We start from the raw sequence: 25,450 nt of genomic DNA, 5'->3' as shown, positions 1-25,450 counted from the left end.
TCAAGAAACTGGCTATGCTTACCGACATAACAACAAGTTGCCGTCATGTCTGGAGTTTCCCCATGCTGCGTTTCTTCGCCGATCTTGGCTTCCGCTGGAAGATTGCCCTGCCGATACTCCTGCTGGCGGTGCTGCTGGTACTCATGGGGTTTCTGGGGATGCGTGGCATCAGCCAGGTGGCCGATTCCAGCACGCGCCTGAGCAATCGTTCCCTGCCGGCCATCAGCCTGCTGCTGAATGCCGACCGCGACCTGTACCAGGCCTTCGTCGCCGAACGCAGCCTGCTCGATGAAGGCGCCAGCGAACATGCCTCTGCGCTGCGTGACGCCCTTGCCGAAAATGCCCGGCAGGCCTACGAGCGCGTGCACAAGTACGCCGAAATGCAGCCCAGTGCCGAGGCGCTCAAGCTGGTGGCCGATTTCGACCGCGGCTTTAGCCAGTGGCAGACGACTTCCAGGCGGGTTCTGCAGCTGCTGGCCAGTGATCCGGCTGCGGCCTCGGCGCTCAGCTATGGCGACAGCGAAGCGCAGTTCGAAGCCATGCGCGACTCGATCGACAAGCTGGGCGAACTGGAAGATGGGGCCGCCAATGCCGAAGGCGCCGCGGCGATTGCCCTGGGCGAGGAGCTGCGCTGGCAGCAGGGGCTGACCATCGCCATCGGCCTGGCGGTCTGCGTCGTCCTGGTGCTGGGCTTCCCGGTTCTGGTGACGCGCCCCTTGCACAACCTGTTGCAGCGCATCGAGCAGATCGCCGACGGCGACGGCGACCTGCGGGTGCGCCTGGATGTGCTGTCGCGCGATGAGCTGGGCAAGCTCAGCCATGCCTTCAACCGCTTCCTCGACAAGCTGCAGCCGCTGATCAAGGAGGTCGGCCGGGTCACCGGCGAGGTGGCCGACTCGGCGCAGACCCTGGCCGGCATGGCCGCCGCCAATGACCGCCTGATCAGCAGCGAGCATGCAGCGGTGGATCAGGTCAGCACCGCGGCAACCGAGATGAGCAGCGCCGTGCATGAGGTGGCGCGCAATGCGCAGCATGCCGCGGATGCGGCGCGCTCGGCCGAAACCCAGTCGCGTGAAGGGGCGCAGGTGGTCGGTGCGACCATCCAGGCCATCCGCCAGCTGGCCCATGAGGTGGAAAGCGCCTCCAGTACCATCCAGACCCTGGAGCAGGAAACGGCCAACATCGGTGCGGTTCTCGCGGTGATCAAGGGCATTGCCGAACAGACCAACCTGCTGGCGCTGAATGCGGCGATCGAGGCGGCCCGTGCGGGTGAGCAGGGCCGTGGTTTTGCCGTGGTCGCCGACGAGGTGCGGGCGCTGGCCGCGCGCACCCAGGACTCGACCAAGGATATCCAGCAGATGATCGAGCGCTTGCAGATCGGCGTACAGAATGCGGTCAAGGCCATGCACTCGGGCAGCGAGAAGGCTCGCGACAGCGTCGAGCGTGCCGCCGGTGTCGATGGCGCCTTGTCGGCCACCGGCGACTCGGTGGCGCGGATCAACGACATGGCGGCGCAGATCGCCACCGCCTGCGAGGAGCAGAGCAGCGTGACCGAGGAAATTGCGCGCAACATCAGCGATATTCGCGACCTCTCCAATGAAGCGGCGCTGACCTCGGAGCAGAGCACCCAGGCTAGTGCGCGGCTGTCCGAGTTGTCCAGCGGCCTGGCGCAACTGGTCGGACGTTTCCGGGTTTAGCACTCTAAGTGTTTGAAGCAGTTGTAAGTTTGTTCTTAACCAGTACAATGGCGCGGCCCGTCGCCTGACGGGCTTCGTTATGGTGGTTCCGTCGGTCCCCCCGCAACGATCAGCCGTGAACCCGGTCAGGCCCGGAAGGGAGCAGCCGCAGCGGTGACATCGTGTGCCGGGGTGTGGCTGGCGGGACCGCCTCCATAACCCGCTCCGGGTTGTCTATTTCCCGAAATCTTCCCCTTCGTCTTATCTGCTGCTCATGGCCTGCCAGGGCGAAAGCATGCCTCTTGCACGCTCCTTGCGGCGTCGGCCCTCATCCGTGGCAGTTCCCGACCGGGCATTCCGCCGGCGCGGATGCAATTTACCCGGTGCTCCGCTAGGATTAGCCCCTCTGTTACCCAGACGCGACGGTTTTCGATGAGTTATCAGGTTCTTGCACGTAAATGGCGTCCGCGCTCGTTCCGCGAAATGGTCGGCCAGACCCATGTGCTCAAGGCCCTGATCAATGCCCTGGACAGCCAGCGCCTGCACCACGCGTACCTGTTCACCGGTACCCGCGGGGTGGGCAAGACCACCATCGCGCGGATCATCGCCAAGTGCCTGAACTGCGAAACCGGCATCAGCTCCACGCCGTGCGGTGAGTGTTCGGTATGCCGCGAGATCGACGAGGGGCGTTTCGTCGACCTGATCGAAGTCGACGCCGCCAGCCGCACCAAGGTCGAGGACACCCGCGAACTGCTGGAAAACGTGCAGTACGCACCGAGCCGCGGGCGCTACAAGGTCTACCTGATCGACGAAGTGCACATGCTTTCCACGCACTCGTTCAACGCGCTGCTCAAGACCCTCGAAGAGCCGCCGCCCCACGTCAAGTTTCTGCTGGCCACCACCGACCCGCAGAAACTGCCGGTCACCATCCTCTCCCGTTGCCTGCAGTTCTCCCTGAAGAATATGCCGCCGGAGCGGGTGGTTGAGCACCTGACCCATGTTTTGACTGCCGAGAGCGTGCCGTTCGAGGACGACGCCCTGTGGCTGCTCGGCCGAGCCGCCGATGGTTCGATGCGCGATGCCATGAGCCTGACCGACCAGGCCATTGCCTTCGGCGAGGGTAAGGTGCTGGCCGCCGATGTGCGCGCCATGCTCGGCACCCTCGACCATGGTCAGGTTTACGGCGTGCTGCATGCGCTGCTCGAAGGCGATGCGCGGGCGCTGCTGGAGGCCGTGCGCCATCTGGCCGAGCAAGGCCCGGACTGGAACGGCGTGCTTTCCGAGATGCTCAACGTGCTGCACCGGGTGGCGGTGGCCCAGGCCCTGCCCGAAGCGGTTGACAATGGCCAGGGCGACCGCGACAAGGTCCTGGCGCTGGCCCAGGCCTTGCCCGCCGAGGACGTGCAGTTCTACTACCAGATGGGCCTGATCGGCCGCCGCGACCTGCCGCTGGCGCCGGACCCGCGCAGCGGTTTCGAGATGGTCCTGCTGCGCATGTTGGCGTTCCGCCCGGCGGATGCCGACGTGGCGCCCCGCTCACCTTTAAAGGATCTGGGAATCAGCAAGGCCACAGCTGATTCCACGAACAACCCAGTGGCCGGCGCAGCCATTGCTGCCCAGCCGGCTGCTTTTTCCGCTCCTGTTGCCGCCCAGCCTGTCGCACCGACACCGGCGCCTGTAGTTGTCGCGCCCGCGCCGGCGGCATCGCAGCCTGTTGTTGCGCCGGCGGCCGAGGCAGTCGCCAGTGCTCCGGTCAGCGCGCCCAGCGTTGCGCTCGCCGTGGTCGATCTGCCCTGGGAAGAGGCGGCGTCTGCGCCTGCGTTGCCGGTTGCCGAGCCCGTCGCCGAAGCGCTGGTCGCGCCTGTTGTAGCTGAGCCGGTGGCGGCGATCGAACCTGCCCCTGTGGCGGTCGCGGCCGAGCTGCAGCCTGACGCCGCGGTACCGGCTCCGGCCGTGCCAGCCGTTGCGCAGGCCGAGGAGGGCGATGACGACGAGCCGCCGCCCGGCGACTACGACTATGCCGAAGTGGATGGCGACAGCCTCGACTACGACTTCGACGTGTCGGCCGCCGAGCCGCAGGCCGAACCCGAGCCGCTGCCGGCGGCCAAGCCGGCCACCGGCCTGGCGGCCGAGTGGCTGGACCTGTTCCCGCGCCTGGGGCTGTCCGGCATGACCGGCAGCATCGGCGCCAACTGCACCCTGATCGAAGCCGATGGCGACGCCTGGCTGCTGCACCTGGACCCAGGCCACAGCGCGCTGTTCAATGCCACCCAGCAGCGTCGTCTGAATGATGCGCTGAACCAGCATCTGGGGCGTAACATCGAGCTGCGCATCGAGCTGATCCTGCCCGAGCAGGAAACCCCGGCCCAGGCCGCCGCGCGCAAGCGCGCCGAGCGCCAGCGCCAGGCCGAGCAGTCGATTCACGCCGATCCGCTGATCCAGCAGATGATTCAACAATTCGGTGCGGTGATCCGCGCCGACTCCATCGAACCCCTGAATACCTAATTGGATAGCTGAGGAACCCATCATGATGAAAGGTGGCATGGCAGGCCTGATGAAGCAGGCTCAGCAAATGCAGGAAAAAATGGCCAAGATGCAGGAAGAGCTGGCCAACGCCGAAGTCACCGGCCAGTCCGGCGCCGGCCTGGTCAGCGTGGTGATGACGGGTCGCCACGACGTCAAGCGCATCACCCTCGATGACAGCCTGATGCAGGAAGACAAGGAAGTGCTCGAAGACCTGATCGCCGCAGCGGTCAACGACGCCGTGCGCAAGGTCGAGCAGAACAGCCAGGACAAGATGTCCGGCATGACCGCAGGCATGCAGCTCCCCCCCGGCTTCAAAATGCCCTTCTGAAACGGGGCGTCCAGCCGCAGCACATAGCGGCGTTGCAATCCGCCCCGGGCATGCTCATTTACGGCCAGTAAACTCCGCTGCCCGTGGCGAATCGCGCCTTGCTCTGCACCGCGTCTGATCACCCCTTGCCCCGAGTGGGGCACACAAGCTTTCCTGCTCTTCATTCACGGTACCCTTCCATGAGCTTCAGCCCACTGATCCGCCAACTGGTCGACGCCCTGCGCATCCTGCCTGGAGTCGGGCAGAAGACTGCCCAGCGCATGGCCCTGCAGATGCTCGAGCGCGATCGCAGTGGCGGGTTGCGCCTGGCCCAGGCGCTGAGCGCGGCGATGGAGGGGGTAGGGCACTGCACGCGCTGCCGGACCCTGAGCGAGGACGACCTGTGCCCGCAGTGCGCCGACCCGCGCCGCGACGATAGCCTGCTGTGCGTGGTCGAGGGGCCGCTGGATGTGTTCGCCGTCGAGCAGACCGGCTACCGCGGGCGCTACTTCGTGCTCAAGGGCCACCTGTCGCCACTCGACGGCCTGGGCCCGGAGGCCATCGGCATCCCCGAGCTGCTGGCGCGGGTCGAGGCGGGCAGCTTCGGCGAAGTGATCCTGGCCACCAACCCGACGGTAGAAGGTGAGGCCACCGCCCACTACATTGCCCAGCTGCTCGACGGCAAGGGCATCATCCTGTCGCGTATCGCCCACGGCGTGCCGCTGGGAGGCGAGCTGGAACTGGTGGACGGCGGCACCCTGGCCCACGCCTTTGCCGGAAGGCGGCCGATCGCCCACTGAGCCTGCGCCGGCCACCTGGGGGCGGCTCAGTCGCGAGTGGCCCAGGGCAATGCGTTGCCGTCAGCGCGGACTCTGCACGGCAGGGATATGACGCTGGCATGTATATATGAGAAGCATTACCATTCGCGTCTATTCGGGGTGAAGAGGTGGATGGTCTTCCATGGCAGTCAGCGCAACGCATCGGCAGCAAGCCGTGCAGCAGCTCTATCTCGAGCACAACGGCTGGTTGCGGGGCTGGCTGTGCCGGCGCCTGGGCTGCACGCAGAGCGCCGCCGACCTGGCCCAGGACACCTTCCTGCGCCTGCTCGGCAAGGAGCGTGAGTTGTCCCCGCTGCGCGACCCGCGCGCCTACCTGTCGACCATCGCCCACTCGCTGCTGGTCAACCACTGGCGGCGCCTGGCCATCGAGCGCGCCTACCTGGAGTCCCTGGCGCAGCAGGCCGAGGGCCATGCGCCGTCGCCGGAAGAGCGCGAGCTGATCATGGCCACCCTGCTGCAGATCGACGCCATGCTGCGTCGCCTGCCGGGCAAGGTGCGCGAGGCCTTTCTCCTGGCCCAGCTCGATGGCCTGACCTATGCGCAGATCGCCAGCCGGCTCGGCGTTTCCGAGCGCATGGTGAAGAAGTACATGGCCCAGGCCATGCTGCACTGCCTGACGCTGGTGCAGGACTGAAATGAACCAGCCAATCGACTTCAGGGTGCTGGAGCAGGCCGCCGAATGGTTCGCCCTGCTGCGCAGCGAAGGTCTGGCCGCCCAGGAGCATGCGCGCTGGCAGGCGTGGCTGGAGGCGCGACCGCAGCATCGCCTGGCCTGGCAGCGGGTCGAGGCGATCAGCCGGCAGTTCGAGGGGCTGGCGCAGCCGCAGGTGGCGCGCCAGGCGTTGCAGGCGCAAGGCTTGCCGCGTCGGCAGGCGCTGAAGCTGCTCTCGCTGCTCGGCGCCAGCAGCGCCTTGCTGCTGGCCGGCCGCGCGCTGCCCTGGCAGCAGTGGCAGGCCAGCCAGCGCACGGCGGTGGGCGAGGTGCGCGAGGCGCGTCTTGCCGATGGCAGCCGTCTGTGGCTGAACACCGACAGTGCCGTGGAGCTGTTCTTCAGTGCCGGCGAGCGGCGCCTGGCGCTGTATCGCGGCGAGCTGCTGATCGAGGCGGTGGCCGATGGCCGGCCGCTGCTGATCGATACCGCCCGTGGGCGGCTGCGCGCGGCGGCCGGACGCTTCGGCGTGCATGAGCGCGAGCACGGCACCCAGGTAGCGGCCTATGCCGGCAGCATCGAGCTGCTGTCGCCGGCGGTGCGGATCGCGGCAGGGCAGCAGCGCCTGCTCGGCAGCCAGGCCGGTGCGCCGCAGCCCCTGGATTCGGCCCGCCAGGCCTGGACTCGCGGCGTGCTGCAGGCCGACGACATGCGCCTGGGCGATTTCATCGCCGAGCTCAGCCGCTACCAGCAGGGTTATCTCGGCTGCGATCCGCGGGTGGCCGAGCTGCGCCTGGTCGGCGCTTTCCCGCTGGCCGAGCGTGAACGCATCTTCGGCGCCCTGGAGGCCAGCCTGCCGGTGCGCGTGGTGCGCCGCCTGCCCTGGTGGATCAGCGTCGAGCCGCGCGAAGCGGCTGCGACTTGAGTGCGCCGGAAAATATTTCCCATCGCGGGTTCCCCTTTTCCGATCTCGCTTGGCTTCAGGGTTAACAGGGCCGATCCGGCCCGTCATTCAACCGAGCTCGCGAGGTCATTCATGCGTACCCCATCCACTCGTCCCGTTCTGCAGCCGCTGCGTCGCGCCGTGCGCGCCGCCCTGCTGGCCATGCCGCTGGCGACCCTGACGCCGGGCCTGGCCGGCCTGGCCCAGGCCGCGGACAGCCAGCAGGCGCTGCGCAGCTATGCGATCCCGGCCGGTGCGCTGTCCACCGCGCTGAGCCGCTTCGCCAGCGAGGCGCAGATTCTCCTGGCGGTCGATGGCCAGCTCACCGCCGGCAAGCAGACCCAGGGCCTGCAGGGCCAGTTCGTGATCGACGAGGGGCTGGCCCGGCTGCTGCAGGGCAGCGGTCTACAGGTGCTGCGCGATGCCCGCGGCGGTTATTCGCTGATCGCCCTGGAGGCGGGCAGCAGCCTGGCCCTGCCGGCCACCACGGTGGAAGGTTTCGCCCTGGGCAACGCGCTGGGCAGCATGGACGGCTACAACGCCACCCACAGCAGCGTGGCGACCAAGACCAGCAAGGAGCTGGTCAAGACCTCCCAGGCGGTGTCCGTGGTCACCCGCGAGCAGATCGAGCAGCAGGGCTCGCGCACCGTCGCCGAGGCCGCCCGCTATACCGCCGGCGTGCTCACCAACCCCTACGGCAACACCCACCGCTACGACTACCTGGCCATGCGCGGGATCAACGACGGCTCGGTGGACAACATCATCATCGACGGCCTGAAGTCCATGGGCGACCCGGGCTCCTTCACCAGCCTGCAGATCGACCCCTACTTCATCGAACGCATCGACCTGCTCAAGGGCCCGTCTTCGGTGCTCTACGGGCGCAGCAACCCGGGCGGCCTGGCCGCGCTGACCACCAAGCGCCCCGAGTTCGAGCAGGCCGGGCGCATCGACCTGTCCTACGGCAGCCACGACTACCAGCAGACTGCCTTCGACGTCACCGGCCCGCTCAGCGACAAGCTCGCCTACCGCCTGGTCGGCCTGGCCAAGGACAGCGACGTGCAGGTCGAGCATGTCGAGGAAACCCGCTACGCGCTGATGCCCAGCCTGGCGCTGAACCTCAGCGACGACACCTACCTGAACCTCTACGCCTACCTGCAGCACGATCCAAACGGCGGCTACCACGGCAGCGCGCCGGCCTCCGGCACCCTGCACAAGCGCAACGGCGAGCGCATCTCCGCCAGCTTCTTCGAGGGCGATCCGAGCATCGAGGAGTTCACCCGTACCCAGCAGATGCTCGGCTACGAACTGGAGCACCGCTTCAATGACACCTGGAGCGCGCGGCAGAACTTCCGCTACCTGGACGCCAGCACCGAGAACAGCCAGGTCTGGGCCAGCGGCTACCTGAGCCCCAGCAGCAACCAGCTGTACCGCGGCTTCAGCGGCGGCGAGGAGAACCTGCACGCCTGGATCGTCGACAACCTGCTGCAGGCCGACTTCGTCACCGGCGCGGCGCAGCACACCGTCGTCACCGGCCTGGACTACCAGTACTCGAAGAACAAGGTGCGCTACGACCGCGACTACAGCTCGGTGACCCCGATCGACGTTTTCGACCCGGTCTACAGCCTGAACGATTTGTCCGCCCTGGCCACCGCCAGCGAGGCGCTGCGCCGCCAGAAGCAGGCCGGCCTGTACCTGCAGGACCTGGTCGAGCTGGGCGGCTGGAACCTCAGCGCCGGCCTGCGCCAGGACTGGTACGACGTGTCCATCGACGACTACCGCCAGGGCAGCAAGGACGCCAACACCGGCGACAAGCTCAGCGGCCACCTCGGCGTGCTGTATGCCTTCGCCAACGGTCTGTCGCCCTATGTCAGCTACTCCACCTCGTTCAACCCGACTTCCAACTACTCCGACGGCGCGCAGATCCTCAAGCCGACCACCGGCGAGCAGTGGGAAGCCGGCCTGAAGTTCCAGCCGCCGGGCAGCGACGACCTGTACACCCTCTCTTTCTTCAGCATCGAGATGGAGAACCTGTTCGCCAAGGAGAACAGCTTCACCGACGACTACGAGTACAAGGGCGTCGGCGGCGTCGACTCCAGGGGCGTGGAGCTGGAGGCGCGGGTGCAGGTCAGCGACAACCTGCAGCTGATGGGCAGCTACACCTACAACGACGTCGAATACAGCAAGTCCTACTTCGTCTTCGACGCCCTCGGCGGCGTGGCCGATGCCAAGGGCAACACGCCGTACCAGACCCCCGAGCAGATGGCCAGCCTGTGGGCCGACTACGCCTTCAAGGACGGCCTGCTGGCCGGCCTGACCCTAGGCGCCGGCGCGCGCTACGTGGGCGAGAGCTACGGCAGCGACCTCAACGACTTCGAGGTGCCGGCCTACACCCTGTTCGATGCGGCGCTCAGCTACGACCTGGCCAACGTCGGCCTCAAGGGCACTTCGCTGCGGGTCAACGCCAACAACCTCACCGACGAGTACTACGTGGCGTCCTGCTACTCGGCCAACGCCTGCTACCTGGGCGAGGAGCGCAGCGTGGTGGCCAGCGTCACCCAGAAGTTCTGAGGCCCCGAACCGGCCGCCGCTTCGCGAGAAGCGGCGGTTTCCTGCTGTCTGCGAGACGGAAAATCATCATGCGCAACCTCCTGGTTCTGCTGCACCGTTACCTGGGCCTGGCCACCGCGATATTCCTCGCCCTGGCCGGCCTCACCGGCAGCGTGCTGGCCTTCCACCACGAGCTGGACGAGTGGCTCAACCCGCAGTTCTACCGGACCGACAGCGCCGCCACGGCGCGGCTGGACGGCCCCAGCCTGATCGAACGCTTCGAGGCCAGCCAGCCGCGGCGCCTGGTCTGGTACCTGGAGCAGCCGGACGAGCCCGGCCATTCGGCACTGCTGGCCACCGTGCCGCGCAACGATCCGGCCAGCGGCCGGCCCTATGCGCTGGCGCCGCGGGTGTTCTACCTCGACCCGGCCGACGGCCGCGTGCTCGGCGAGCGCGAGTGGGGCGCCTGCTGTTTCTCCCGGGAAAACTTCGTCCCCTTTATCCTCGAGTTCCACTACAACCTCAGCCTGCCGGGCAACTGGGGCATCTGGCTGATGGGCATCATCGCCATCCTCTGGACGATCGACTGCCTGGTCTCGCTGTGGCTGACCCTGCCGCGCGGCCGGCCGTTCTGGCGCAGGTGGGGCAAGGCCTGGCAGATCAAGCGCCAGCGCCTCAACCATGACCTGCACCGCGCCGGCGGCCTGTGGCTGTGGCTGCTGCTGACGCCGGTGGCGGTGAGCAGCGTGGCGATGAACCTGCCGGCCGAGGTGTTCAAGCCGCTGGTGTCGCTGTTCTCCGAGGTACCGCTGAGCACCTATGAAGCGCGCGGGCGGCTGCCGAAGGACGAACTGGGCGAACTGCGCCTGGACCATCGCCAGGCCTACCGGCTGGCGCGCGAGGAGGGCGACCGCCTGGGCCTGCACGCGCCGATCACCGAGCTGTACTACAGCTTCGAGTACAACTTCTTCGGCGCCGGCTTCGGCGACCACGCCAGCGACCAGGGCAACGCCTGGCTCTTCGTGGATGGCGAGGACGGCCGCGTGCTCGGTCGCGAACTCCCCGGCGTCGGCACGCTCGGCGAGCGCTTCTACCAGCTGCAGCTGCCGATTCATGGCGGGCGCATCCTCGGCTTCCCCGGGCGGGTGCTGATCGCCGTGCTGGGGGTGGCGATCGCCGTGCTCAGCGTCACTGGTGTGGTGATCTGGTGGCGCAAGCAGCAGGCGCGGCGCTTCGCCATCCGGCGGCGGGCAGCACTATCGGCGCCTGGCTTGGCCGATACGCCTTCTTGAAACCAAGCAAGCGCTCGGTTAAGGTCGTGACAACCTTATCCGGAGCAGCCCCATGACCGCCTTCCAGGACTATTTCGACGACTCCCATCAACTGGTCCGCGATTCGGTGCGCCGTTTCGTCGAGCGCGAAATCCTGCCCCACGTGGCGGACTGGGAGGAGGCCGAGGAGTTTCCCCGCGAGCTGTACCGCAAGGCCGGTGCCGCCGGCATCCTCGGCATCGGCTACCCAGAGCAGTTCGGCGGCAGCCACGAGGGCGACCTGTTCGCCAAGGTGGCGGCCAGCGAGGAACTGATGCGCTGCGGCTCCGGCGGCCTGGTGGCCGGGCTCGGCTCGCTGGATATCGGCCTGCCGCCGGTGCTCAAGTGGGCTCGTCCGGAGGTGCGCGAGCGCGTGGTGCCGCAGGTGCTGGCCGGCGAGAAGATCATGGCCCTGGCGGTGACCGAGCCGTCCGGCGGCTCCGACGTGGCCAGCCTCAAGACCCGTGCCGTGCGCGATGGCGACTGCTACCGGGTGACCGGCAGCAAGACCTTCATCACCAGCGGCGTGCGCGCCGACTACTACACCGTGGCGGTGCGCACCGGCGGCGAGGGATTCGGTGGCGTCAGCCTGCTGCTGATCGAGAAGGGCACGCCGGGCTTCAGCGTCGGCCGCTCGCTGAAGAAGATGGGCTGGTGGGCGTCGGATACCGCCGAGCTGTTCTTCGACGACTGCACGGTGCCGCTGGGCAACCTGATCGGCGCCGAGAACATGGGCTTTGCCGGGATCATGGCCAACTTCCAGAGCGAGCGCCTGTCGCTGGCGATCATGGCCAACATGACCTCGCAGCTGGCCCTGGAGGAGGCGCTGAAATGGGCCGGCGAGCGCCAGGCCTTCGGCAAGCCGATCGGCAAGTTCCAGGTGCTCAAGCACCGCCTGGCCGAGATGGCCACCCAGCTGGAAGTGTCGCGCGAGTTCACCTACCGCCAGGCCGCCAAGATGGCCGCCGGCAAGAGCGTGATCAAGGAGATCTCCATGGCCAAGAACTTCGCCACCGACGTCTCCGACCGCATCACCTACGACGCCACGCAGATCCTCGGCGGCATGGGCTTCATGCGTGAGTCGCTGGTCGAGCGCCTGTACCGCGACAACCGCATTCTCTCCATCGGTGGCGGCACGCGCGAGGTGATGAACGAGATCATCAGCAAGCAGATGGGCCTGTAGGCCGCCAACCCTGTGTGCATGGCGCCTGCGAGCAAACAGGCTGCTCAGCCCGTGAAGAGAGCCCCGCCTGGCGGGGCTTTTTTCTGTCCGGTGTTTACGCCGCACCGTGTTTGTGGCGGCTGGCCTGGACAATGCGCGCTGCCGGTACGTGCAGCTGGGTCAGCAGGTATTCGGCAAAGTCCGGCGCATAGGGCTGGCGGGCGATGGCGCCTGCCATGCAGTCCAGCCAGGCCTGGCTGTGCGCTTGGTCGATCGGCCACTGGGCGTGGAAGGCCGGGATGGCGATCGGGCCGTAGCGCTCGCTGAACAGGCGCGGGCCGCCCAGCCAGCCGCTGAGGAAGCAGGCCAGCTTGTCGCGCGCGAGATCCAGATTGTCCGGGTGCATGGCGCGGATGGCCGCAGCCTCCGGGCGCTGCTCCATCAGGTCATAGAAGTCGTCGACCAGGCGGCGCAGGCCGTCGATGCCGCCAGCGGCCTGGTAGGAGGCGTCACCAACGCCATAGGTCGGGGAATCGGACATGAACGGGGCTCCGGGCAAAAACGCAGTGTAACCGCTGCCGCCCGAGTGTCGGACTGGGGCAGGGCGTCGCAGCCGAATCAGGCAGATGGCCCGCGCCCAGGCTGGCGTTCCCGGCGGGCGAGAAGCTGGCGGGTAGCGCTCAGCCGAGCAGCGCTTGCGCCTTGGCCAGCAGGGCATAGCCCAGCGCCAGCAGCGGCCAGGCGCAGGCCGGGCCTAACAGCAGGCGCCAGAGGCGGTTGAGTGGGTCGAAACCAACGCCATGAACGAAGCCGCCCGCTACACCCACCATCACCAGCATTAGCAGCGAATGGCTGTAGCGGCCCTGCTCATCGAGCATGACCGCCGGGTGGATGAGCAGCAGCAGGGCCATTGGGCTGGCCAGCAGCAGCGACAGCGCCCGGCTCCACGGGCGCTGCAGCAGGGGGCGGGCCTCACTCGTCACCCGCAGGCTCCGTGTCGAGGTCCTGGGTGGTTTCCAGCCACAGGGCGTTGATGATGCCGAAGCTGCAGGCGAGCAATACGCCGAGAATCCAGGTGAAGTACCACATGGTCGATCTCCTCAATAAAGCCCGTGGCCGTTCTGTTCGATCTGCCCGGTGGTGACCTTGCCCCACATCTTCGCGTAGCACCACAGGGTGTAGACGAGGATCAGCGGAACGAAGATGCAGGCCGCGACGAACATGATGCCCAGGGTCTTGTGGCTGGATACCGCATCCCACAGGGTCAGGCTGGAGTTCAGGTCCAGGCTCGACGGCATGATGAAGGGGAACATGGCAAAACCGGCGGTACACAGGGTGCCGCTGATGGCCAGGCTGGAGCCGAGGAAGGCCCAGGCGCCACGCTTGCCACTGGCGGCCGCCAGGGCCAGGACGCCACCGAGAATGCCGGTCAGCGGGGCCAGCTTGGTCAGCGGGTAGCTGGCATAGTTGGCCAGCCAGCCGGCGTTGTCGTGCAGCACGCTCTTGCCCAGCGGGTTGATCGCCGCATTGGTGTCGATGGCCGCGGCCAGGGCGAAGCCCTGGATATTGCCCAGCCACAGCCAGGCGCCGGCGCCGATGAAGGCGGCCAGGTAGACCAGGGCCGTCAGTTGTGCGGCACGCTGGCTGCGCCGGGCGATGTCACCTTCGGTGCGCATCATCAGCCAGGTGGCGCCGTGCAGCATGAGCATGCTCAGGCTGACCACCCCGGCGAGCAGGCCGAAGGGGTTGAGCAGCTGCCAGAAACTGCCGTGGTAGCTGACGCGCAGGGTGTCGTCGAACTGGAAGGGCACGCCCAGCAGCAGGTTGCCGAAGGCCACGCCGAACACCAGCGACGGCACCAGGCCGCCGACGAACAGGCCCCAGTCCCAGCTGCTGCGCCAGCGGGTGTTTTCCAGCTTGCTGCGGTAGTCGAAGCCGACCGGACGCACGAACAGGGCAAACAGCACCAGCAGCATGGCCCAGTAGAAACCGGAGAACGAGGCGGCATAGACCAGTGGCCAGGCGGCGAACAGCGCACCACCGGCGGTGATCAGCCAGACCTGGTTGCCGTCCCAGTGCGGGGCGATGGTGTTGATCACCACCCGGCGCTCTTGGTCGGTGCGGCCGACGAAGGGCAGCAGGGCGGCGGCACCGAGATCGAAACCATCGGTGAGGGCAAAGCCGATCAGCAGGACGCCGACCAGCACCCACCAGATCAGCTTGAGGCTTTCATAGTCGAACATGGCGATCTCCTCAGGCCTGGGCCGGCTGTTGCTGTTCGAAGTGGTAGCGGCCGGTGTGCAGGCTGCTCGGGCCCAGGCGGGCGAACTTGATCATCAGGTACATCTCGACCACCAGCAGCAGGCTGTAGAAGGCGATCAGGGCGATCAGCGAACCCCATACATCGCCGGCGGACACGCTGGAGGTGGAAAGGTGGGTCGGCAGCACCTCGCCGATCGACCAGGGCTGGCGGCCGTGTTCGGCCACGTACCAGCCGGTCTGCGCGGCGATCCAGGGCAGCGGCAGGCTGAGCAGTGCCCATTTGAGCAGCCAGGGTTTGCGCTCCTCGTTCTTGCGCGCCGAGGCCCAGAAGGCGCAGGCGAACAGAGCCAGCATGAGGAAGCCGGAGGCGACCATGATGCGGAAGGTCCAGAACAGGCTGAAGACGTTGGGGATCGTGTCCAGCGCCGCCTGCTTGATCTGCGCGTCCGTGGCGTCGACCACCTGGGTGGTGTATTTCTTCAGCAGCAGGCCGTAGCCGAGGTCCTGCTTGACTGCGTTGAAGGCGGCGATGCTGGCCTCGCTCTTGTCGCCGGCGCGCAGCTGTTCCAGCAGGGCATAGGCCTGCATGCCGCTGCGGATGCGCACTTCGTGCTCGGCAATCAGCTGCTTGATGCCCTTGACCTCGGTATCCAGCGAGCGGGTGGCGATCAGGCCGAGCGCGTAGGGAATCTTCACCGCGTAGTCTGTGCGCATCTCCTCCTGGTTGGGCAGGCCGAACAGGGTGAAGCCGGCCGGGGCGGGGTGGGTCTCCCACTCGGCCTCGATGGCGGCCAGCTTGGTCTTCTGTACGTCGCCGATCTCGTAGCCGGATTCGTCACCCAGCACGATCACCGAGAGGATCGAGGCCAGGCCGAAGGCCGAGGCGATGGCAAAGGAGCGGCGGGCAAAACCCTGGTCGCGCTTCTTCAGCAGGTAGTAGCTGGAGATGGCCAGGACGAAGATCGCCCCGGTGACATAGCCGGCGGCCACGGTGTGGACGAACTTGACCTGGGCCACCGGATTGAACAGCAGGGCGCCGAAGTCGGTCAGCTCCATACGCATGGTCTCGAAGTTGAACTCGGCGCCCACCGGGTTCTGCATCCAGCCGTTGGCAATCAGGATCCACAGCGCCGACATATTCGAGCCGATGGCCACCAGCCAGGTGACGGCCAGGTGTTGGATCTTGGACAGGCGATCCCAGCCGAAGAAGAACAGGCCGATGAAGGTCGACTCAAGGAAGAATGCCATCAGGCCCTCGATGGCCAGCGGCGCACCGAAGATGTCACCGACATAGTGGCTGTAGTAGGCCCAGTTGGTACCGAACTGGAATTCCATGGTCAGCCCGGTGGTGACGCCGAGGGCGAAGTTGATGCCGAACAGCTTGCCCCAGAACTTGACCATGTCCTTGTAGACCTGCTTGCCGGTCATCACGTAGACCGACTCCATGATCGCCAGCAGGAAGGCCAGGCCCAGGGTCAGTGGCACGAACAGGAAGTGGTACATCGCGGTCATGGCGAACTGCAGACGTGACAGGTCGACGACGGTTTCCGAGATCATCTCGGGGTCTCCTCAGTGCTTGGGGATGGGCTGCCGGCGTTACTTAGCAGGTGATGGGCGACACGGTTCAGGCCGTCTTCGGGCACGGTGGGTGCGTCGAACCAGATGGCCTTGATGGCGAACAGCAGGGCCAGCTTGATCAGCAGGATCGCGGCAATTTCGCGGACCAGCGCAATGCGCCAGATGGACGGCTGGATCGTCTTCATGCGGATACCCCATGGAGTATGCTTATAGCCTGAACATAGTAGCTTATTAGCGTTTGATCTTGATCAAACGCTCGCTAGTGTCGGGCGTGGCGCAGTGTCGCAGTATGGGCGGGGGAAGACTTAATGCTCGCCGAGTTCGAAGGCGGTCAGGCAGAACACGGCGATGCCGCTGTCCTGCAGCTTCTGCGAGCCGCCCAGTTCGGGCAGGTCGATGATCGCCGCGGCTTCGTGGACCTTGGCGCCCATGCGCCGGACCAGGCGGGAGGCGGCGAGCAGGGTGCCGCCGGTGGCGATCAGGTCATCGAAAATCAGTACCGAGTCGCCTTCGCACAGGCTGTCGGCCTGCACTTGCAGCAGCGCCTCGCCGTATTCGGTCTGGTAGCTTTCACTCAGCACCTCGGACGGCAGCTTGCCCTGCTTGCGAAACAGGATCAGCGGCTTGTTCAGTTCGTAGGCGATGATCGAGCCGATCAGGAAGCCGCGTGCATCCATGGCCGCGATGTGGCTGAAGTCGTTCTCCACATAGCGCTGGATGAAGCTGTCGGCGACCATGCGCAGGGCGCGCGGCGACTGGAAAATCGGGGTGATGTCGCGAAACACCACGCCCGGCTTGGGGAAGTCCGGCACCGGGCGGATCAGGGATTTGATGCTGAATTCATCGAAGATCATCGTCAGATTCCTGTCGGCCGGTTTTGTGCGGGGTATCAGCTGTCCACGTTGCCGCCTGCCAGGGCGCACAGCTCGATCGGGTCGAGGATGTGCACTTCCTTGCCTTCGGCGGCGAGCAGGCCGTTCTGCTGGAAGCGGGTGAACACCCGCGAGACGGTTTCCACAGCCAGGCCCAGGTAGTTGCCGACCTCGTTGCGCGACATGGCCAGGCGGAACTGGTTGGGCGAGAAGCCGCGGGCACGGAAGCGCGCGGACAGGTTGACCAGGAAGGTGGCGATGCGCTCGTCGGCGGTCTTCTTCGACAGCAGCATCATCATCTGCTGGTCGTCGCGGATTTCCCGGCTCATCACCCGCATCAGCTGGCGGCGCAGCTGCGGCAGCTGCACGGACAGTTCGTCCAGGCGCTCGAAGGGGATTTCACAGACCGAGGTGGTTTCCAGGGCCTGGGCGGAAACCGGGTACAGCTCGGTGTCCATGCCGGACAGGCCGACCAGCTCGCTGGGCAGGTGGAAGCCGGTGATCTGCTCCTCGCCGCCATCGCTCAGGCTGAAGGTCTTCAGCGCGCCGGCGCGCACGGCGAATACCGAGGCGAAGGCATCGCCCTGGCGGAACAGGAACTCGCCCTTCTTCAGCGGGCGGCCGCGTTTGACGATCTCGTCGAGGGCATCCATGTCCTCCAGGTTCAGTGACAGCGGGAGGCACAGCGCCGCCAGACTGCAATCCTTGCAATGGGCCTGGTGCGGGGTATGCACCTTGATGGTCTCGGGCATCACGGGGGGTTCCTGCTGGCTAAACACGCATGAGTGGCAAGGGTAACGCATGCCCGGTTCATCAGCCAGCCTAGAACGGTGACCTGACGGTTCGTTCAGGTTTAGACCGATAAGACCGTCGCGCACGGCCAGAGGAGAGCGGGTTGTTACGGATAGACAGCGCAGCGCCAGGGCTTGGCGTGGGCGCGAAGACACAGGTGCCGGTTGCACCCAGGCCGCGGCGGGGCAAAGATGGGCGCGCCGTTGTGCGCTTTAGCCGCAGCGGCATTTTGCCCACCCCCGCACAGACCAAGGATCGGCATGCCCCTGAAATTATTCGCGCTACTCGGCTGCGCCCTGCTGCTGGCAGGTTGTGAGGTGCTGTTCGTGGCCAACACCCTGGTCGGCTGCGCCATGCGCCCGGAGATGGAGATCCTGCCCCGGGAGCTGCCGGTGGCGCGGGCGGGTGAGCCCTACCGGGTGCGCATCGAGGTGGTGGATACCAGCTCGCCGCTGACCGGCATCCATGTCGATCCCAGGCAACCGCTGCCGGCCGGCCTGGCGCTGGAGCATGCAGAGCGTGCTGCCCATGGCGTCATTGGCGGTACGCCACTGACCCCGGGGGTGTATTCGCTGCGGATCTATGCCGGTAGCTACGGCACCCAGTGCGTGGGCAAGGAAGCCGAGCGCTCGTACCGGCTCGAAGTGCTGGCCGCGGATTGAACCTGCTCGGCGTCTGGCTCGGCGCGCCCCCCGCGCACCGGGCCAGGCGCCGCTCAGATTACCCGGGAGAACCGCTGCTGGTTCTGTTGCTCCAGATAACGGTCGAACAGCATGCACACCGAACGCACCAGCAGGCGGCCGGCCGGGCGCACATCAATGCCCTTGTCGCTCAGCTCGATCAGGCCGTCGCGGGCCAGTTGCTGCAACTGCGGCCAGAGGCTGGAGAAGTAGCCGCGGAAATCGATGTTGAAGCGTTCTTCGATCTGCTGGAAATCCAGCTGGAATTCGCAGATCAACTGCTGGATCACCGCACGGCGGATGCGGTCGTCTTCATTGCACACCAGGCCGCGCAGGGTGGCGAGCTGGCCGTTGTCGATGCTCTGCTGGTAGTTGCCCAGGTCGCTGCTGTTCTGGCAGTAGAGGTCGCCGATCTGGCTGATGGAGGACACGCCGAGGCCGATCAGGTCGCAGTGGCCGTGGGTGGTGTAGCCCTGGAAGTTGCGCTGCAGGGTGCCGTCTTCCTGGGCGGTGGCCAGTTCGTCGTCGGGCAGGGCGAAGTGGTCCATGCCGATGTAGCGGTAGCCGGCGGCGGTCAGCTGCTCGATGCTGCCCTGCAGCATGGCCAGCTTGTCGGCCGGACAGGGCAGCTCTTCGCTGTTGATCCGCCGCTGCGGCAGGAAACGCTCCGGCAGGTGTGCGTAGTTGAACACCGACAGGCGATCCGGTTGCAGGGCGATGACTTCGGCCACGGTGCGGGCGAAGCTTTCCGGGGTCTGCTTGGGCAGGCCGTAGATCAGGTCGATGTTCACCGAGCGGAATTGCAGGGTCCGCGCCGCCTCGACGATGGCGCGGGTCTCTTCCAGGCTCTGCAGGCGGTTGATCGCCCGCTGCACGGCCGGGTCGAGGTCCTGCACACCGAGGCTGACGCGGTTGAAGCCCAGCTCACGGAGCAGGCCCATGGTCGACCAGTCGGCCTCGCGCGGGTCGATCTCGATGCCGTAGTCGCCGGAGTCATCGTCCAGCAGGGTGAAGTGCTCGCGCAGATGGGCCATCAGCCGGCGCAGTTCGTCATGGCTGAGGAAGGTCGGGGTGCCGCCGCCGAAGTGCAGCTGCTCGACCACCTGCTGGCGGTCCAGGTGGCAGGCGATGTTGGCGGCTTCCTTTTCCAGGCGCTCGACATAGGGCAGGGCGCGGCCGCGATCCTTGGTGATCACCTTGTTGCAGGCGCAGTAGTAGCAGATGTTGGCGCAGAACGGCACGTGCACGTACAGGGACAGCGGACGCAGGGCCTTGCGGCTGTCACGCAGGGCATGCAGCAGGTCGAACGAGCCGACATCGCTGTGAAACTGCACGGCGGTCGGGTAGGAGGTGTAGCGCGGGCCCGGCAGATCGTAGCGGCGGATCAGGTCGGTGTCCCAGCGGATGGCGTCGAGCATGCGGTTGTCCCTGCAAAGGCAAGCAATGGTTGCGAGTCTAGGCAGCGCGGGGCAGACGGGTCTTGACCTGGATCAGGGTGGCGGTGGCTGACGGCTGCGGCGGCTCGGCGCGTTGCGCAACTGTGCGCTGTTTAACGCAGGGGCTGTTGTTCAGTGCCCCATCAGCCAGTGCTGGTGGGGGCCGGGCAGGGTCCACAGGCCGAACAGGATGACCAGCAGGCCGCCGGCCATGCGCACGCCGCGCCGGCGCAGCACGGCGGTCAGGCGTTCGGCGGCCATGCCGGTGGCCAGCAGCACCGGCCAGGTGCCGAGGCCGAAGGCCAGCATCAGCAGGCCGCTGTCTAAGGCCGAACCCTGGCTGGCCGCCCACAGCAGGGTGCTGTAGACCAGGCCGCAGGGCAGCCAGCCCCAGATCGCGCCGAGCAGCAGGGCGCGCGGCACGCTGCTGATCGGCATCAGGCGGCTGGCGATCGGCTGCAGGTGGCGCCAGAGATGGCGGCCGAGGCCTTCGATGCGGGTCAGGCCGCTCCACCAGCCGGCCAGGTACAGGCCCATGGTAATCAGCAGCAGGGCGGCGATGACCCGTAGGACCATGGCCGCCGGGCTGCTGGCCACGGCCCAGCCGGCCAGGCCGATCAGCACCCCGGCTGCTGCGTAGCTGAGGATGCGGCCGAGGTTGTAGGCCAGCAGCAGGCGCAGGCGCCGGCCGCGCTGCTCGGCGGGAATGGCCAGGGTCAGGGCGCCCATTAGACCGCCGCACATGCCCAGGCAGTGGCCGCCGCCGAGCAGGCCGAGGATCAGCGCGGAAACCAGCAGCGGCGCCAGTTCAGGCACGGGGTTCGTCCTGCGCCGCCGGCTTGTCGGCCTCGGCGATGCCGGCCTTGTGCTGCGGGTCTTCGTCGTCGAACAGGATGCTGTGCGCCGGGCTGTCGAGGTCGTCGTACTGGCCGTTGTCCACGGCCCAGACGAACAGCCAGATGGCGAAACCGACCAGGGCCACGGCAACCGGAATCAGGATATACAGCGCGGACATGGGGGCTCCGATGGGCTTAGGGGCGAGTCGCCGGGGTACGGGTCAGGCGCAGGGCGTTGAGTACCACCAGCAGCGAGCTGACCGACATGCCGAAGGCGGCCCACAGCGGGGTAACCCAGCCTGCGGCGGCGAACGGCAGTACCAGACCATTGTACAGGCTGGCCCAGGCCAGGTTCTCGACGATGATGCGCCGCGTGCGACGGGCCATGGCGAAGGCCTGCACCAGGCTGCCCAGGCGATTGGACAGCAGCACGGCATCGGCGCTGGTCTTGGCCAGGTCGGTGGCGCTGCCCATGGCCACGCTGATGTCGGCGCCGGCCAGTACCGGCACGTCGTTGACCCCGTCGCCGAGCATCAGCACGCGGTGGCCGTCCTGGTGCAGCTGCTGCAATACGGCCAGCTTGGCATCCGGGGTCAGGCCGCCGCGGGCGTCGTCGATGCCCAGCTGGCGCGCCACTTCGCCGACCATCGGCGAGCTGTCGCCGGACAGCAGGATGATATTCCAGTGCTGGGCGCGGCAGGCGGCGAGCAGCTGCGCGGCATCGGCGCGCAGGCGATCGTCGAGGACGAACCAGGCCAGCGGCCCGCGCTCATCGCCGAGCAGCAGCCACTGGCCATGCTCGCCGGGAATCGGCGGGGCACTGCGCGCCGCCAGCGCGGCCACGTAGGCAGGCTGGCCGATGCGCAGGCGGCGGCCGTCGACCACGCCTTCCAGGCCCTGGCCGGGTTCGCTGCGCAGCTGCTGGGCGCCTTGCTGGCTATGGCCGAAGGCGCGGGCGATGGGGTGTTCGGAGCCGTGTTCGAGGGCGGCGGCTAGCGCCAGGCAGGCGTCGCTGTCGAACTCGCGCAGGGTGAGGATGCGGTCCAGGGTCAGGCGGCCCTCGGTGAGGGTGCCGGTCTTGTCGAAGATCACCGTGTCGATCTGCTTCAGCCCCTCCAGTACGTGGCCGCGGGTGAGCAGCAGGCCGAGCTTGTGCAGGCTGCCGGTGGCGGTGGTCAGCGCGGTCGGGGTGGCCAGGGAGAGGGCGCAGGGGCAGGTGGCGACCAGCAGTGCGAGGACGATCCAGAATGCACGTTCGCTGTCGATCTGCCACCAGACCAGGCCGACCACGGCCGCCACGCCGAGCACGATCAGCAGGAACCACTGCGCCACCCGGTCGGCCAGTTCGGCGATGCGCGGCTTGTCGGCCTGGGCGCGTTCCAGCAGGCGGACGATGGCGGACAGCCGGGTATCGGCGCCGAGGGCCTGGACCTCGACGGTCAGCGGGCTCTCCACGTTGAGGGTGCCGGCGGTCACGGAGTCGCCTTCCGCGCGGGGTAGCGGCAGGTACTCGCCGGTGAGCAGCGACTCGTCGACGCTGGACTGGCCGCTGTGGATGCAGCCGTCCGCCGGCAGCAGGCCGCCGGGCGGCACCAGTACGTGGTCGCCGACGCGCAGCTCGCGCAGCAGGATGCGCTGGCTCTGGCCGGCCTGATCCAGGCGCAGGCAGGAGGCCGGCAGCAGGTTGACCAGCTGTGCGGTGGCCGCCGCCGTGCGCTCGCGGGCGCGCCGTTCCAGGTAGCGGCCGGCCAGCAGGAACAGGGCGAACATGCCGACCGCATCGAAGTACAGCTCGCCGATGCCGGTGACGGTGGACCAGATGCCGGTCAGGTAGGCGCCGCCGATGGCCAGCGACACCGAGACGTCCATGGTCAGGTGGCGGGTGCGCAGGTCGCGCAGGGCGCCGCGGAAGAACTGGCCGCAGCAGTAGAAAACGATGGGCGTGGTGAGGAACAGGCTGGTCCAGCGCAGGATCTTGTCCAGCTCGGGCGACAGGTCGATGTTGAATTCCGGCCAGGTGGCCATCGCCGCCATCATCACCTGCATCCACAGCAGGCCGGCGACGCCGATCTGCCGTAGGGCCTTGCGGTTCTCCTCGGCCAGGCGCGCGCTGGCGGCGTCGGCCTGCCAGGGGTGGCCGGCGTAGCCGATCTTGCGCAGTTCCTTGAGCAGCTGGCTGAGTGGCAGCTGGCTGTCGGCCCAGCGCACCTGCAGGCGCTGATTGGACAGGTTGAGGTTGGCCTCGGCGACGCCGTGCAGGGTGCGCAGGTGTTTCTCGATCAGCCAGCCGCAGGCCGCGCAGCTGATGCCCTCGATCAGTAGCACGGTTTCGCTGAGCTCGCCCTGGTGCTGGACGAAGGGCTGCTGCACTTCGCTGCGGTCGTACAGCTCCAGCTCGTCGCTGAGCGCCTTGGGCAGGGCCTGCGGGTTGATCGCGCTGTCGCTGCGGTGGCGGTAGTAGTTTTCCAGGCCGCCGGCGACGATGGCCTCGGCCACCGCCTGGCAGCCCGGACAGCACAAGGCCCGCGTCTCGCCGAGTACACGGGCCTCGAAGCGGCTGCCGGCGGGAACCGGCAAGCCACAGTGATAACAGGGGAGGGGGCTGCTCATGGGTGCGGATCGGTCACTCGCCGAGCTGGACCGACTGGCCGCTGGCCAATTGCTCTTCCTCGAACAGGCGCCAGTCCTGGCCGCCTTCCTGGCCGATCAGCTCGACGAAGCGGCGGCCTTCGACCAGGTCCGGCATCTGCCCGAAGTAGCTGCCGTCGCCCTGCAGTTGCAGGATCACCCGGCGATCACGCTCGGGCTGGGTCGGCGAGATCAGGTTGAGCACCAGCTGCGGCGGGTTGCTGTAGCCCTGCAGCTGCAGGTTGGCGGTGCCCTTGTCGTTGTCCACTACCAGGCTGGCCTTGAGCTTGAGGCGGTTGGCCAGGTTCTCGCGCTCCAGCGAGGTGTTGATGCCCTTGCCGACGTCGTAATAGTTGTCGGCGATCAGGCCCGGAGGGTTCTTGGTCGCGATCACCAGCATGGTGGTGCCGAGGGTGATGGACATGCCGAGAATGCCGAGGATGAACCAGGGCCAGAACTGCTTGTACCAGACGCTGTGGTAGGGCTGGGTTGGCGGCAGCTCGCTCGGGGCGATGGCAAGCACCGCGTTTTCCGGCGATGCGGCCTGCAGGCGGCGCAGCAGGGCGAAGCCGCGGCGTTGCAGGTTGGCCGCCTGCCACTGGTTGCCCTTGAATCCGATCAGGCAGAACAGCGGCAGCTGCACGGCGGCGATCAGCAGGGGCTTGCTCTGCGCCAGGCCGTCCGGCAGCTGGAGAACCAGCAGCACCAGTAACGGAGTCAGCAGCAACAGCCCCAGCGCCAGCCACCAGAGCTGCTTGTACAGCGCCCAGATCAGGCCAAAGCACAGGCCCGGCCAGGAGAAGCCCGTCTTGACGGCCTCGAGGCCGTGGGCGGGGTGGTGGAAAACGTCAAAGCTCTTCATCGACTGCCTTACTGAGTGGGGATCGCCTGCCGGTCCGCTTGAGCGGGCCGGCAGGGTTCAACGGTTACCTGACGCTGGGGCCGATAAAGCGGCTGACAGAGTCGCTCTGGATGCTCGGGTCTTCGACCGCCTGGATCTTGAAGCGGATCTCGTTGGTGCTCGACGGCAGTTTCTCCGGCGGGATGGACAGCTCCACCGGTACCGAGAGTACCTCGCCTTCGGCGGCCTTGAGTTCGCGCTTGCCTTCGTAGATCAAGCCGTCGAGGCCTTCGGCGCTGACCATGAAGGTCAGGTCGCGCTGGGCCTTGTTCATCAGCTTGAGGGTGTAGACGTTCTCGATGAAGCCCTGTTCGTTCTCGCGGAACAGCACACGGTCCTTGAGCACGTCGAGTTCGACCAGCGAGCGGTGGGCGACGGTCCAGCCGAACAGGCTGATCATCGCGATCAGGGCGATAGCGTAGCCGATCAGGCGCGGGCGCAGCAGGTGGGTCTGCTGGCCGGACAGGTTGTGTTCGGTGGTGTAGCTGATCAGCCCTTTCGGGTAGTTCATCTTCTCCATGATGCTGTCGCAGGCGTCGACGCAGGCGGCGCAACCGATGCACTCGATCTGCAGGCCGTCACGAATGTCGATGCCGGTCGGGCAGACCTGCACGCACAGGGTGCAGTCGATGCAGTCGCCGAGGCCTTCGGCCTTGTAGTCGGCGGTCTTCTTGCGCGGGCCACGGGTTTCGCCACGGCGCGGGTCGTAGGAGACGATCAGGGTGTCCTTGTCGAACATCACGCTCTGGAAGCGCGCATAGGGGCACATGTAGATGCACACCTGCTCGCGCAGCCAGCCGGCGTTGCCGTAGGTGGCCAGGGTGAAGAAACCGACCCAGAAATAGGCCCAGCCGTCGGCGCTGCCGTTGAGCAGGCCCGGCACCAGGTCGCGGATCGGCGAGAAGTAGCCGACGAAGGTCAGGCCGGTGACCAGGCCGATCAGAATCCACAGCGAGTGTTTGGCGGCCTTGCGCAGGAACTTCTGGCCGCTCATGGGCTGCTTGTCCAGCTTCATGCGCTGGTTGCGGTCGCCTTCGGTGACCTTCTCGCACCACATGAAGACCCAGGTCCACACGCTCTGCGGGCAGGTGTAGCCGCACCAGACGCGACCGGCGAACACGGTGATGAAGAACAGGCCGAAGGCGCAGATGATCAGCAGCCAGGACAGCAGGGCGAAGTCCTGTGGCCAGAAGGTGGCGCCGAAGATGTAGAACTTGCGCTCGGGGAGATCCCACCAGACTGCTTGCCGATCATTCCAGCTGAGCCAGGCGGTACCGAAATAGAGGATGAAGAGGAGGGCGCCGCCACCTAAGCGCAGGTTGCGGAACAGGCCGGTAAAGGCGCGGGTGTAGATTTTTTCGCGGCTGGCGTACAGGTCGACGCTGCCTTTGGCATGTTGCGGGGTGACATTCTTGACGGGGATTTGTTCGCTCATCGGCTCGTACCACGGCGGTAGGTGATTGCTCCGGTCAGTACATGCCGACTGGAGTCAGGGCGTCACGCATG

At 66.9% G+C, this 25,450-nt stretch carries 24 protein-coding genes, 1 other RNA gene and 2 pseudogenes; 12 read left to right on the top strand and 15 right to left on the bottom strand.

The window, feature by feature from the left end:
• Nucleotides 1-14: 14 nt before the first annotated feature.
• From F3I16_RS21375 to F3I16_RS11960, 11 genes and pseudogenes are all read left to right on the top strand, one after another.
• A pseudogene (locus tag F3I16_RS21375) lies at nt 15-839 on the top strand (MCP four helix bundle domain-containing protein); the annotation flags it as partial.
• 78 nt (nt 840-917) lie between these two features.
• On the top strand, nt 918-1,697 hold the full coding sequence (locus F3I16_RS21370) for a methyl-accepting chemotaxis protein (RefSeq protein ID WP_372239626.1): 780 nt from the start codon (nt 918-920) through the stop codon (nt 1,695-1,697).
• Nucleotides 1,698-1,786: 89 nt separating this feature from the next.
• Nucleotides 1,787-1,883: signal recognition particle sRNA small type (gene ffs, locus F3I16_RS12000), an RNA gene on the top strand.
• 225 nt (nt 1,884-2,108) lie between these two features.
• Nucleotides 2,109-4,181 (top strand): DNA polymerase III subunit gamma/tau, encoded by a 2,073-nt coding sequence (dnaX, locus tag F3I16_RS11995; protein ID WP_160493841.1) that lies wholly within the window; start codon nt 2,109-2,111, stop codon nt 4,179-4,181.
• 22 nt (nt 4,182-4,203) lie between these two features.
• Entirely contained in the window at nt 4,204-4,530 is a 327-nt protein-coding gene (locus tag F3I16_RS11990; RefSeq protein WP_160489699.1) for a YbaB/EbfC family nucleoid-associated protein, read from the top strand.
• A gap of 179 nt (nt 4,531-4,709) precedes the next feature.
• The gene (gene recR, locus F3I16_RS11985; protein WP_160493840.1) at nt 4,710-5,309 is read left to right on the top strand and encodes a recombination mediator RecR; all 600 of its coding nucleotides are present in this window, start codon (nt 4,710-4,712) and stop codon (nt 5,307-5,309) included.
• Between the two features lie 160 nt (nt 5,310-5,469).
• The gene (locus F3I16_RS11980) at nt 5,470-5,982 is read left to right on the top strand and encodes a sigma-70 family RNA polymerase sigma factor (protein WP_160493839.1); all 513 of its coding nucleotides are present in this window, start codon (nt 5,470-5,472) and stop codon (nt 5,980-5,982) included.
• Nucleotide 5,983: 1 nt separating this feature from the next.
• The gene (locus tag F3I16_RS11975) at nt 5,984-6,922 is read left to right on the top strand and encodes a FecR domain-containing protein (protein WP_160493838.1); all 939 of its coding nucleotides are present in this window, start codon (nt 5,984-5,986) and stop codon (nt 6,920-6,922) included.
• A gap of 111 nt (nt 6,923-7,033) precedes the next feature.
• The gene (locus F3I16_RS11970) at nt 7,034-9,508 is read left to right on the top strand and encodes a TonB-dependent siderophore receptor (RefSeq protein ID WP_160493837.1); all 2,475 of its coding nucleotides are present in this window, start codon (nt 7,034-7,036) and stop codon (nt 9,506-9,508) included.
• A gap of 68 nt (nt 9,509-9,576) precedes the next feature.
• Nucleotides 9,577-10,779: a PepSY domain-containing protein gene (locus F3I16_RS11965; RefSeq protein ID WP_160493836.1), complete on the top strand. Its 1,203-nt coding sequence runs from the start codon at nt 9,577-9,579 to the stop codon at nt 10,777-10,779.
• Between the two features lie 52 nt (nt 10,780-10,831).
• Nucleotides 10,832-11,980 (top strand): acyl-CoA dehydrogenase family protein, encoded by a 1,149-nt coding sequence (locus F3I16_RS11960; protein ID WP_160493835.1) that lies wholly within the window; start codon nt 10,832-10,834, stop codon nt 11,978-11,980.
• 94 nt (nt 11,981-12,074) lie between these two features.
• On the opposite strand, the gene F3I16_RS11955 is transcribed toward F3I16_RS11960, so the two are convergent.
• From F3I16_RS11955 to fnr, 8 genes are all read right to left on the bottom strand, one after another.
• Nucleotides 12,075-12,500: a group II truncated hemoglobin gene (locus F3I16_RS11955; RefSeq protein ID WP_160079408.1), complete on the bottom strand. Its 426-nt coding sequence runs from the start codon at nt 12,498-12,500 to the stop codon at nt 12,075-12,077.
• Between the two features lie 139 nt (nt 12,501-12,639).
• Nucleotides 12,640-12,942 carry a cyd operon YbgE family protein gene (locus tag F3I16_RS11950; RefSeq protein WP_160493834.1) on the bottom strand — a complete coding sequence of 101 codons (303 nt, stop codon included), beginning with the start codon at nt 12,940-12,942 and terminating at the stop codon, nt 12,640-12,642.
• Complete coding sequence (cydX, locus tag F3I16_RS11945; protein ID WP_160079410.1) at nt 12,932-13,048, bottom strand: cytochrome bd-I oxidase subunit CydX; 117 nt, start codon at nt 13,046-13,048, stop codon at nt 12,932-12,934. The genes F3I16_RS11950 and cydX overlap by 11 nt, the downstream gene beginning before the upstream one ends.
• Nucleotides 13,049-13,059: 11 nt before the next feature.
• On the bottom strand, nt 13,060-14,202 hold the full coding sequence (gene cydB / locus F3I16_RS11940; RefSeq protein ID WP_160493833.1) for a cytochrome d ubiquinol oxidase subunit II: 1,143 nt from the start codon (nt 14,200-14,202) through the stop codon (nt 13,060-13,062).
• A 10-nt stretch (nt 14,203-14,212) separates the two neighbouring features.
• Nucleotides 14,213-15,778, bottom strand: a complete 1,566-nt coding sequence (locus tag F3I16_RS11935) for a cytochrome ubiquinol oxidase subunit I (protein ID WP_160493832.1) — start codon at nt 15,776-15,778, stop codon at nt 14,213-14,215.
• Nucleotides 15,775-15,984 (bottom strand): cytochrome oxidase putative small subunit CydP, encoded by a 210-nt coding sequence (gene cydP, locus F3I16_RS11930; protein ID WP_160493831.1) that lies wholly within the window; start codon nt 15,982-15,984, stop codon nt 15,775-15,777. Before cydP ends, F3I16_RS11935 begins: the two co-directional genes overlap by 4 nt.
• A gap of 120 nt (nt 15,985-16,104) precedes the next feature.
• Nucleotides 16,105-16,653 carry an adenine phosphoribosyltransferase gene (locus F3I16_RS11925; RefSeq protein WP_160493830.1) on the bottom strand — a complete coding sequence of 183 codons (549 nt, stop codon included), beginning with the start codon at nt 16,651-16,653 and terminating at the stop codon, nt 16,105-16,107.
• Between the two features lie 35 nt (nt 16,654-16,688).
• On the bottom strand, nt 16,689-17,423 hold the full coding sequence (gene fnr, locus F3I16_RS11920; RefSeq protein ID WP_160079415.1) for a fumarate/nitrate reduction transcriptional regulator Fnr: 735 nt from the start codon (nt 17,421-17,423) through the stop codon (nt 16,689-16,691).
• 300 nt (nt 17,424-17,723) lie between these two features.
• Here fnr and F3I16_RS11915 point away from each other — a divergent pair, with 300 nt between their 5' ends.
• The gene (locus tag F3I16_RS11915) at nt 17,724-18,125 is read left to right on the top strand and encodes a hypothetical protein (RefSeq protein ID WP_160493829.1); all 402 of its coding nucleotides are present in this window, start codon (nt 17,724-17,726) and stop codon (nt 18,123-18,125) included.
• A gap of 53 nt (nt 18,126-18,178) precedes the next feature.
• On the opposite strand, the gene hemN is transcribed toward F3I16_RS11915, so the two are convergent.
• From hemN to ccoG, 7 genes and pseudogenes are all read right to left on the bottom strand, one after another.
• Nucleotides 18,179-19,561 carry an oxygen-independent coproporphyrinogen III oxidase gene (gene hemN / locus F3I16_RS11910; RefSeq protein WP_160493828.1) on the bottom strand — a complete coding sequence of 461 codons (1,383 nt, stop codon included), beginning with the start codon at nt 19,559-19,561 and terminating at the stop codon, nt 18,179-18,181.
• Nucleotides 19,562-19,711: 150 nt separating this feature from the next.
• Nucleotides 19,712-20,395 carry a sulfite exporter TauE/SafE family protein gene (locus tag F3I16_RS11905; protein WP_160493827.1) on the bottom strand — a complete coding sequence of 228 codons (684 nt, stop codon included), beginning with the start codon at nt 20,393-20,395 and terminating at the stop codon, nt 19,712-19,714.
• Entirely contained in the window at nt 20,388-20,594 is a 207-nt protein-coding gene (gene ccoS / locus F3I16_RS11900) for a cbb3-type cytochrome oxidase assembly protein CcoS (protein WP_160079419.1), read from the bottom strand. Before ccoS ends, F3I16_RS11905 begins: the two co-directional genes overlap by 8 nt.
• 16 nt (nt 20,595-20,610) lie before the next feature.
• Complete coding sequence (locus F3I16_RS11895) at nt 20,611-23,025, bottom strand: heavy metal translocating P-type ATPase (protein WP_160493826.1); 2,415 nt, start codon at nt 23,023-23,025, stop codon at nt 20,611-20,613.
• 13 nt (nt 23,026-23,038) lie between these two features.
• Nucleotides 23,039-23,542: a FixH family protein gene (locus tag F3I16_RS21205; RefSeq protein ID WP_256670167.1), complete on the bottom strand. Its 504-nt coding sequence runs from the start codon at nt 23,540-23,542 to the stop codon at nt 23,039-23,041.
• 87 nt (nt 23,543-23,629) lie between these two features.
• Nucleotides 23,630-23,905 (bottom strand): annotated as a pseudogene (locus F3I16_RS21200) (DUF2628 domain-containing protein); the annotation flags it as partial.
• 64 nt (nt 23,906-23,969) lie between these two features.
• Nucleotides 23,970-25,379, bottom strand: coding sequence for a cytochrome c oxidase accessory protein CcoG (ccoG, locus tag F3I16_RS11885; RefSeq protein ID WP_160493824.1), 1,410 nt, complete (start codon nt 25,377-25,379; stop codon nt 23,970-23,972).
• Between the last annotated feature and the right edge of the window lie 71 nt (nt 25,380-25,450).

It is taken from the genome of Pseudomonas sp. L-22-4S-12 (genome assembly GCF_009799935.1).
Taxonomy (GTDB): Bacteria; Pseudomonadota; Gammaproteobacteria; order Pseudomonadales; family Pseudomonadaceae; genus Aquipseudomonas.
Note: the sequence above shows the minus strand (reverse complement) of the source record. Positions and strands in the feature narration are given on the sequence as shown.

Bases quoted from the DNA above. Each gene is read 5' to 3' on its own strand.
- F3I16_RS21370 (WP_372239626.1), top strand. From the start codon at position 918: ATGGCCGCCGCCAATGACCGCCTGATCAGCAGCGAGCATGCAGCGGTG.
- dnaX (WP_160493841.1), top strand. From the start codon at position 2,109: ATGAGTTATCAGGTTCTTGCACGTAAATGGCGTCCGCGCTCGTTCCGC.
- F3I16_RS11990 (WP_160489699.1), top strand. From the start codon at position 4,204: ATGATGAAAGGTGGCATGGCAGGCCTGATGAAGCAGGCTCAGCAAATG.
- recR (WP_160493840.1), top strand. From the start codon at position 4,710: ATGAGCTTCAGCCCACTGATCCGCCAACTGGTCGACGCCCTGCGCATC.
- F3I16_RS11980 (WP_160493839.1), top strand. From the start codon at position 5,470: ATGGCAGTCAGCGCAACGCATCGGCAGCAAGCCGTGCAGCAGCTCTAT.
- F3I16_RS11975 (WP_160493838.1), top strand. From the start codon at position 5,984: ATGAACCAGCCAATCGACTTCAGGGTGCTGGAGCAGGCCGCCGAATGG.
- F3I16_RS11970 (WP_160493837.1), top strand. From the start codon at position 7,034: ATGCGTACCCCATCCACTCGTCCCGTTCTGCAGCCGCTGCGTCGCGCC.
- F3I16_RS11965 (WP_160493836.1), top strand. From the start codon at position 9,577: ATGCGCAACCTCCTGGTTCTGCTGCACCGTTACCTGGGCCTGGCCACC.
- F3I16_RS11960 (WP_160493835.1), top strand. From the start codon at position 10,832: ATGACCGCCTTCCAGGACTATTTCGACGACTCCCATCAACTGGTCCGC.
- F3I16_RS11955 (WP_160079408.1), bottom strand. From the start codon at position 12,500: ATGTCCGATTCCCCGACCTATGGCGTTGGTGACGCCTCCTACCAGGCC.
- cydX (WP_160079410.1), bottom strand. From the start codon at position 13,048: ATGTGGTACTTCACCTGGATTCTCGGCGTATTGCTCGCCTGCAGCTTC.
- cydB (WP_160493833.1), bottom strand. From the start codon at position 14,202: ATGTTCGACTATGAAAGCCTCAAGCTGATCTGGTGGGTGCTGGTCGGC.
- F3I16_RS11935 (WP_160493832.1), bottom strand. From the start codon at position 15,778: ATGATCTCGGAAACCGTCGTCGACCTGTCACGTCTGCAGTTCGCCATG.
- cydP (WP_160493831.1), bottom strand. From the start codon at position 15,984: ATGAAGACGATCCAGCCGTCCATCTGGCGCATTGCGCTGGTCCGCGAA.
- F3I16_RS11925 (WP_160493830.1), bottom strand. From the start codon at position 16,653: ATGATCTTCGATGAATTCAGCATCAAATCCCTGATCCGCCCGGTGCCG.
- fnr (WP_160079415.1), bottom strand. From the start codon at position 17,423: ATGCCCGAGACCATCAAGGTGCATACCCCGCACCAGGCCCATTGCAAG.
- F3I16_RS11915 (WP_160493829.1), top strand. From the start codon at position 17,724: ATGCCCCTGAAATTATTCGCGCTACTCGGCTGCGCCCTGCTGCTGGCA.
- hemN (WP_160493828.1), bottom strand. From the start codon at position 19,561: ATGCTCGACGCCATCCGCTGGGACACCGACCTGATCCGCCGCTACGAT.
- ccoS (WP_160079419.1), bottom strand. From the start codon at position 20,594: ATGTCCGCGCTGTATATCCTGATTCCGGTTGCCGTGGCCCTGGTCGGT.
- F3I16_RS11895 (WP_160493826.1), bottom strand. From the start codon at position 23,025: ATGAGCAGCCCCCTCCCCTGTTATCACTGTGGCTTGCCGGTTCCCGCC.
- ccoG (WP_160493824.1), bottom strand. From the start codon at position 25,379: ATGAGCGAACAAATCCCCGTCAAGAATGTCACCCCGCAACATGCCAAA.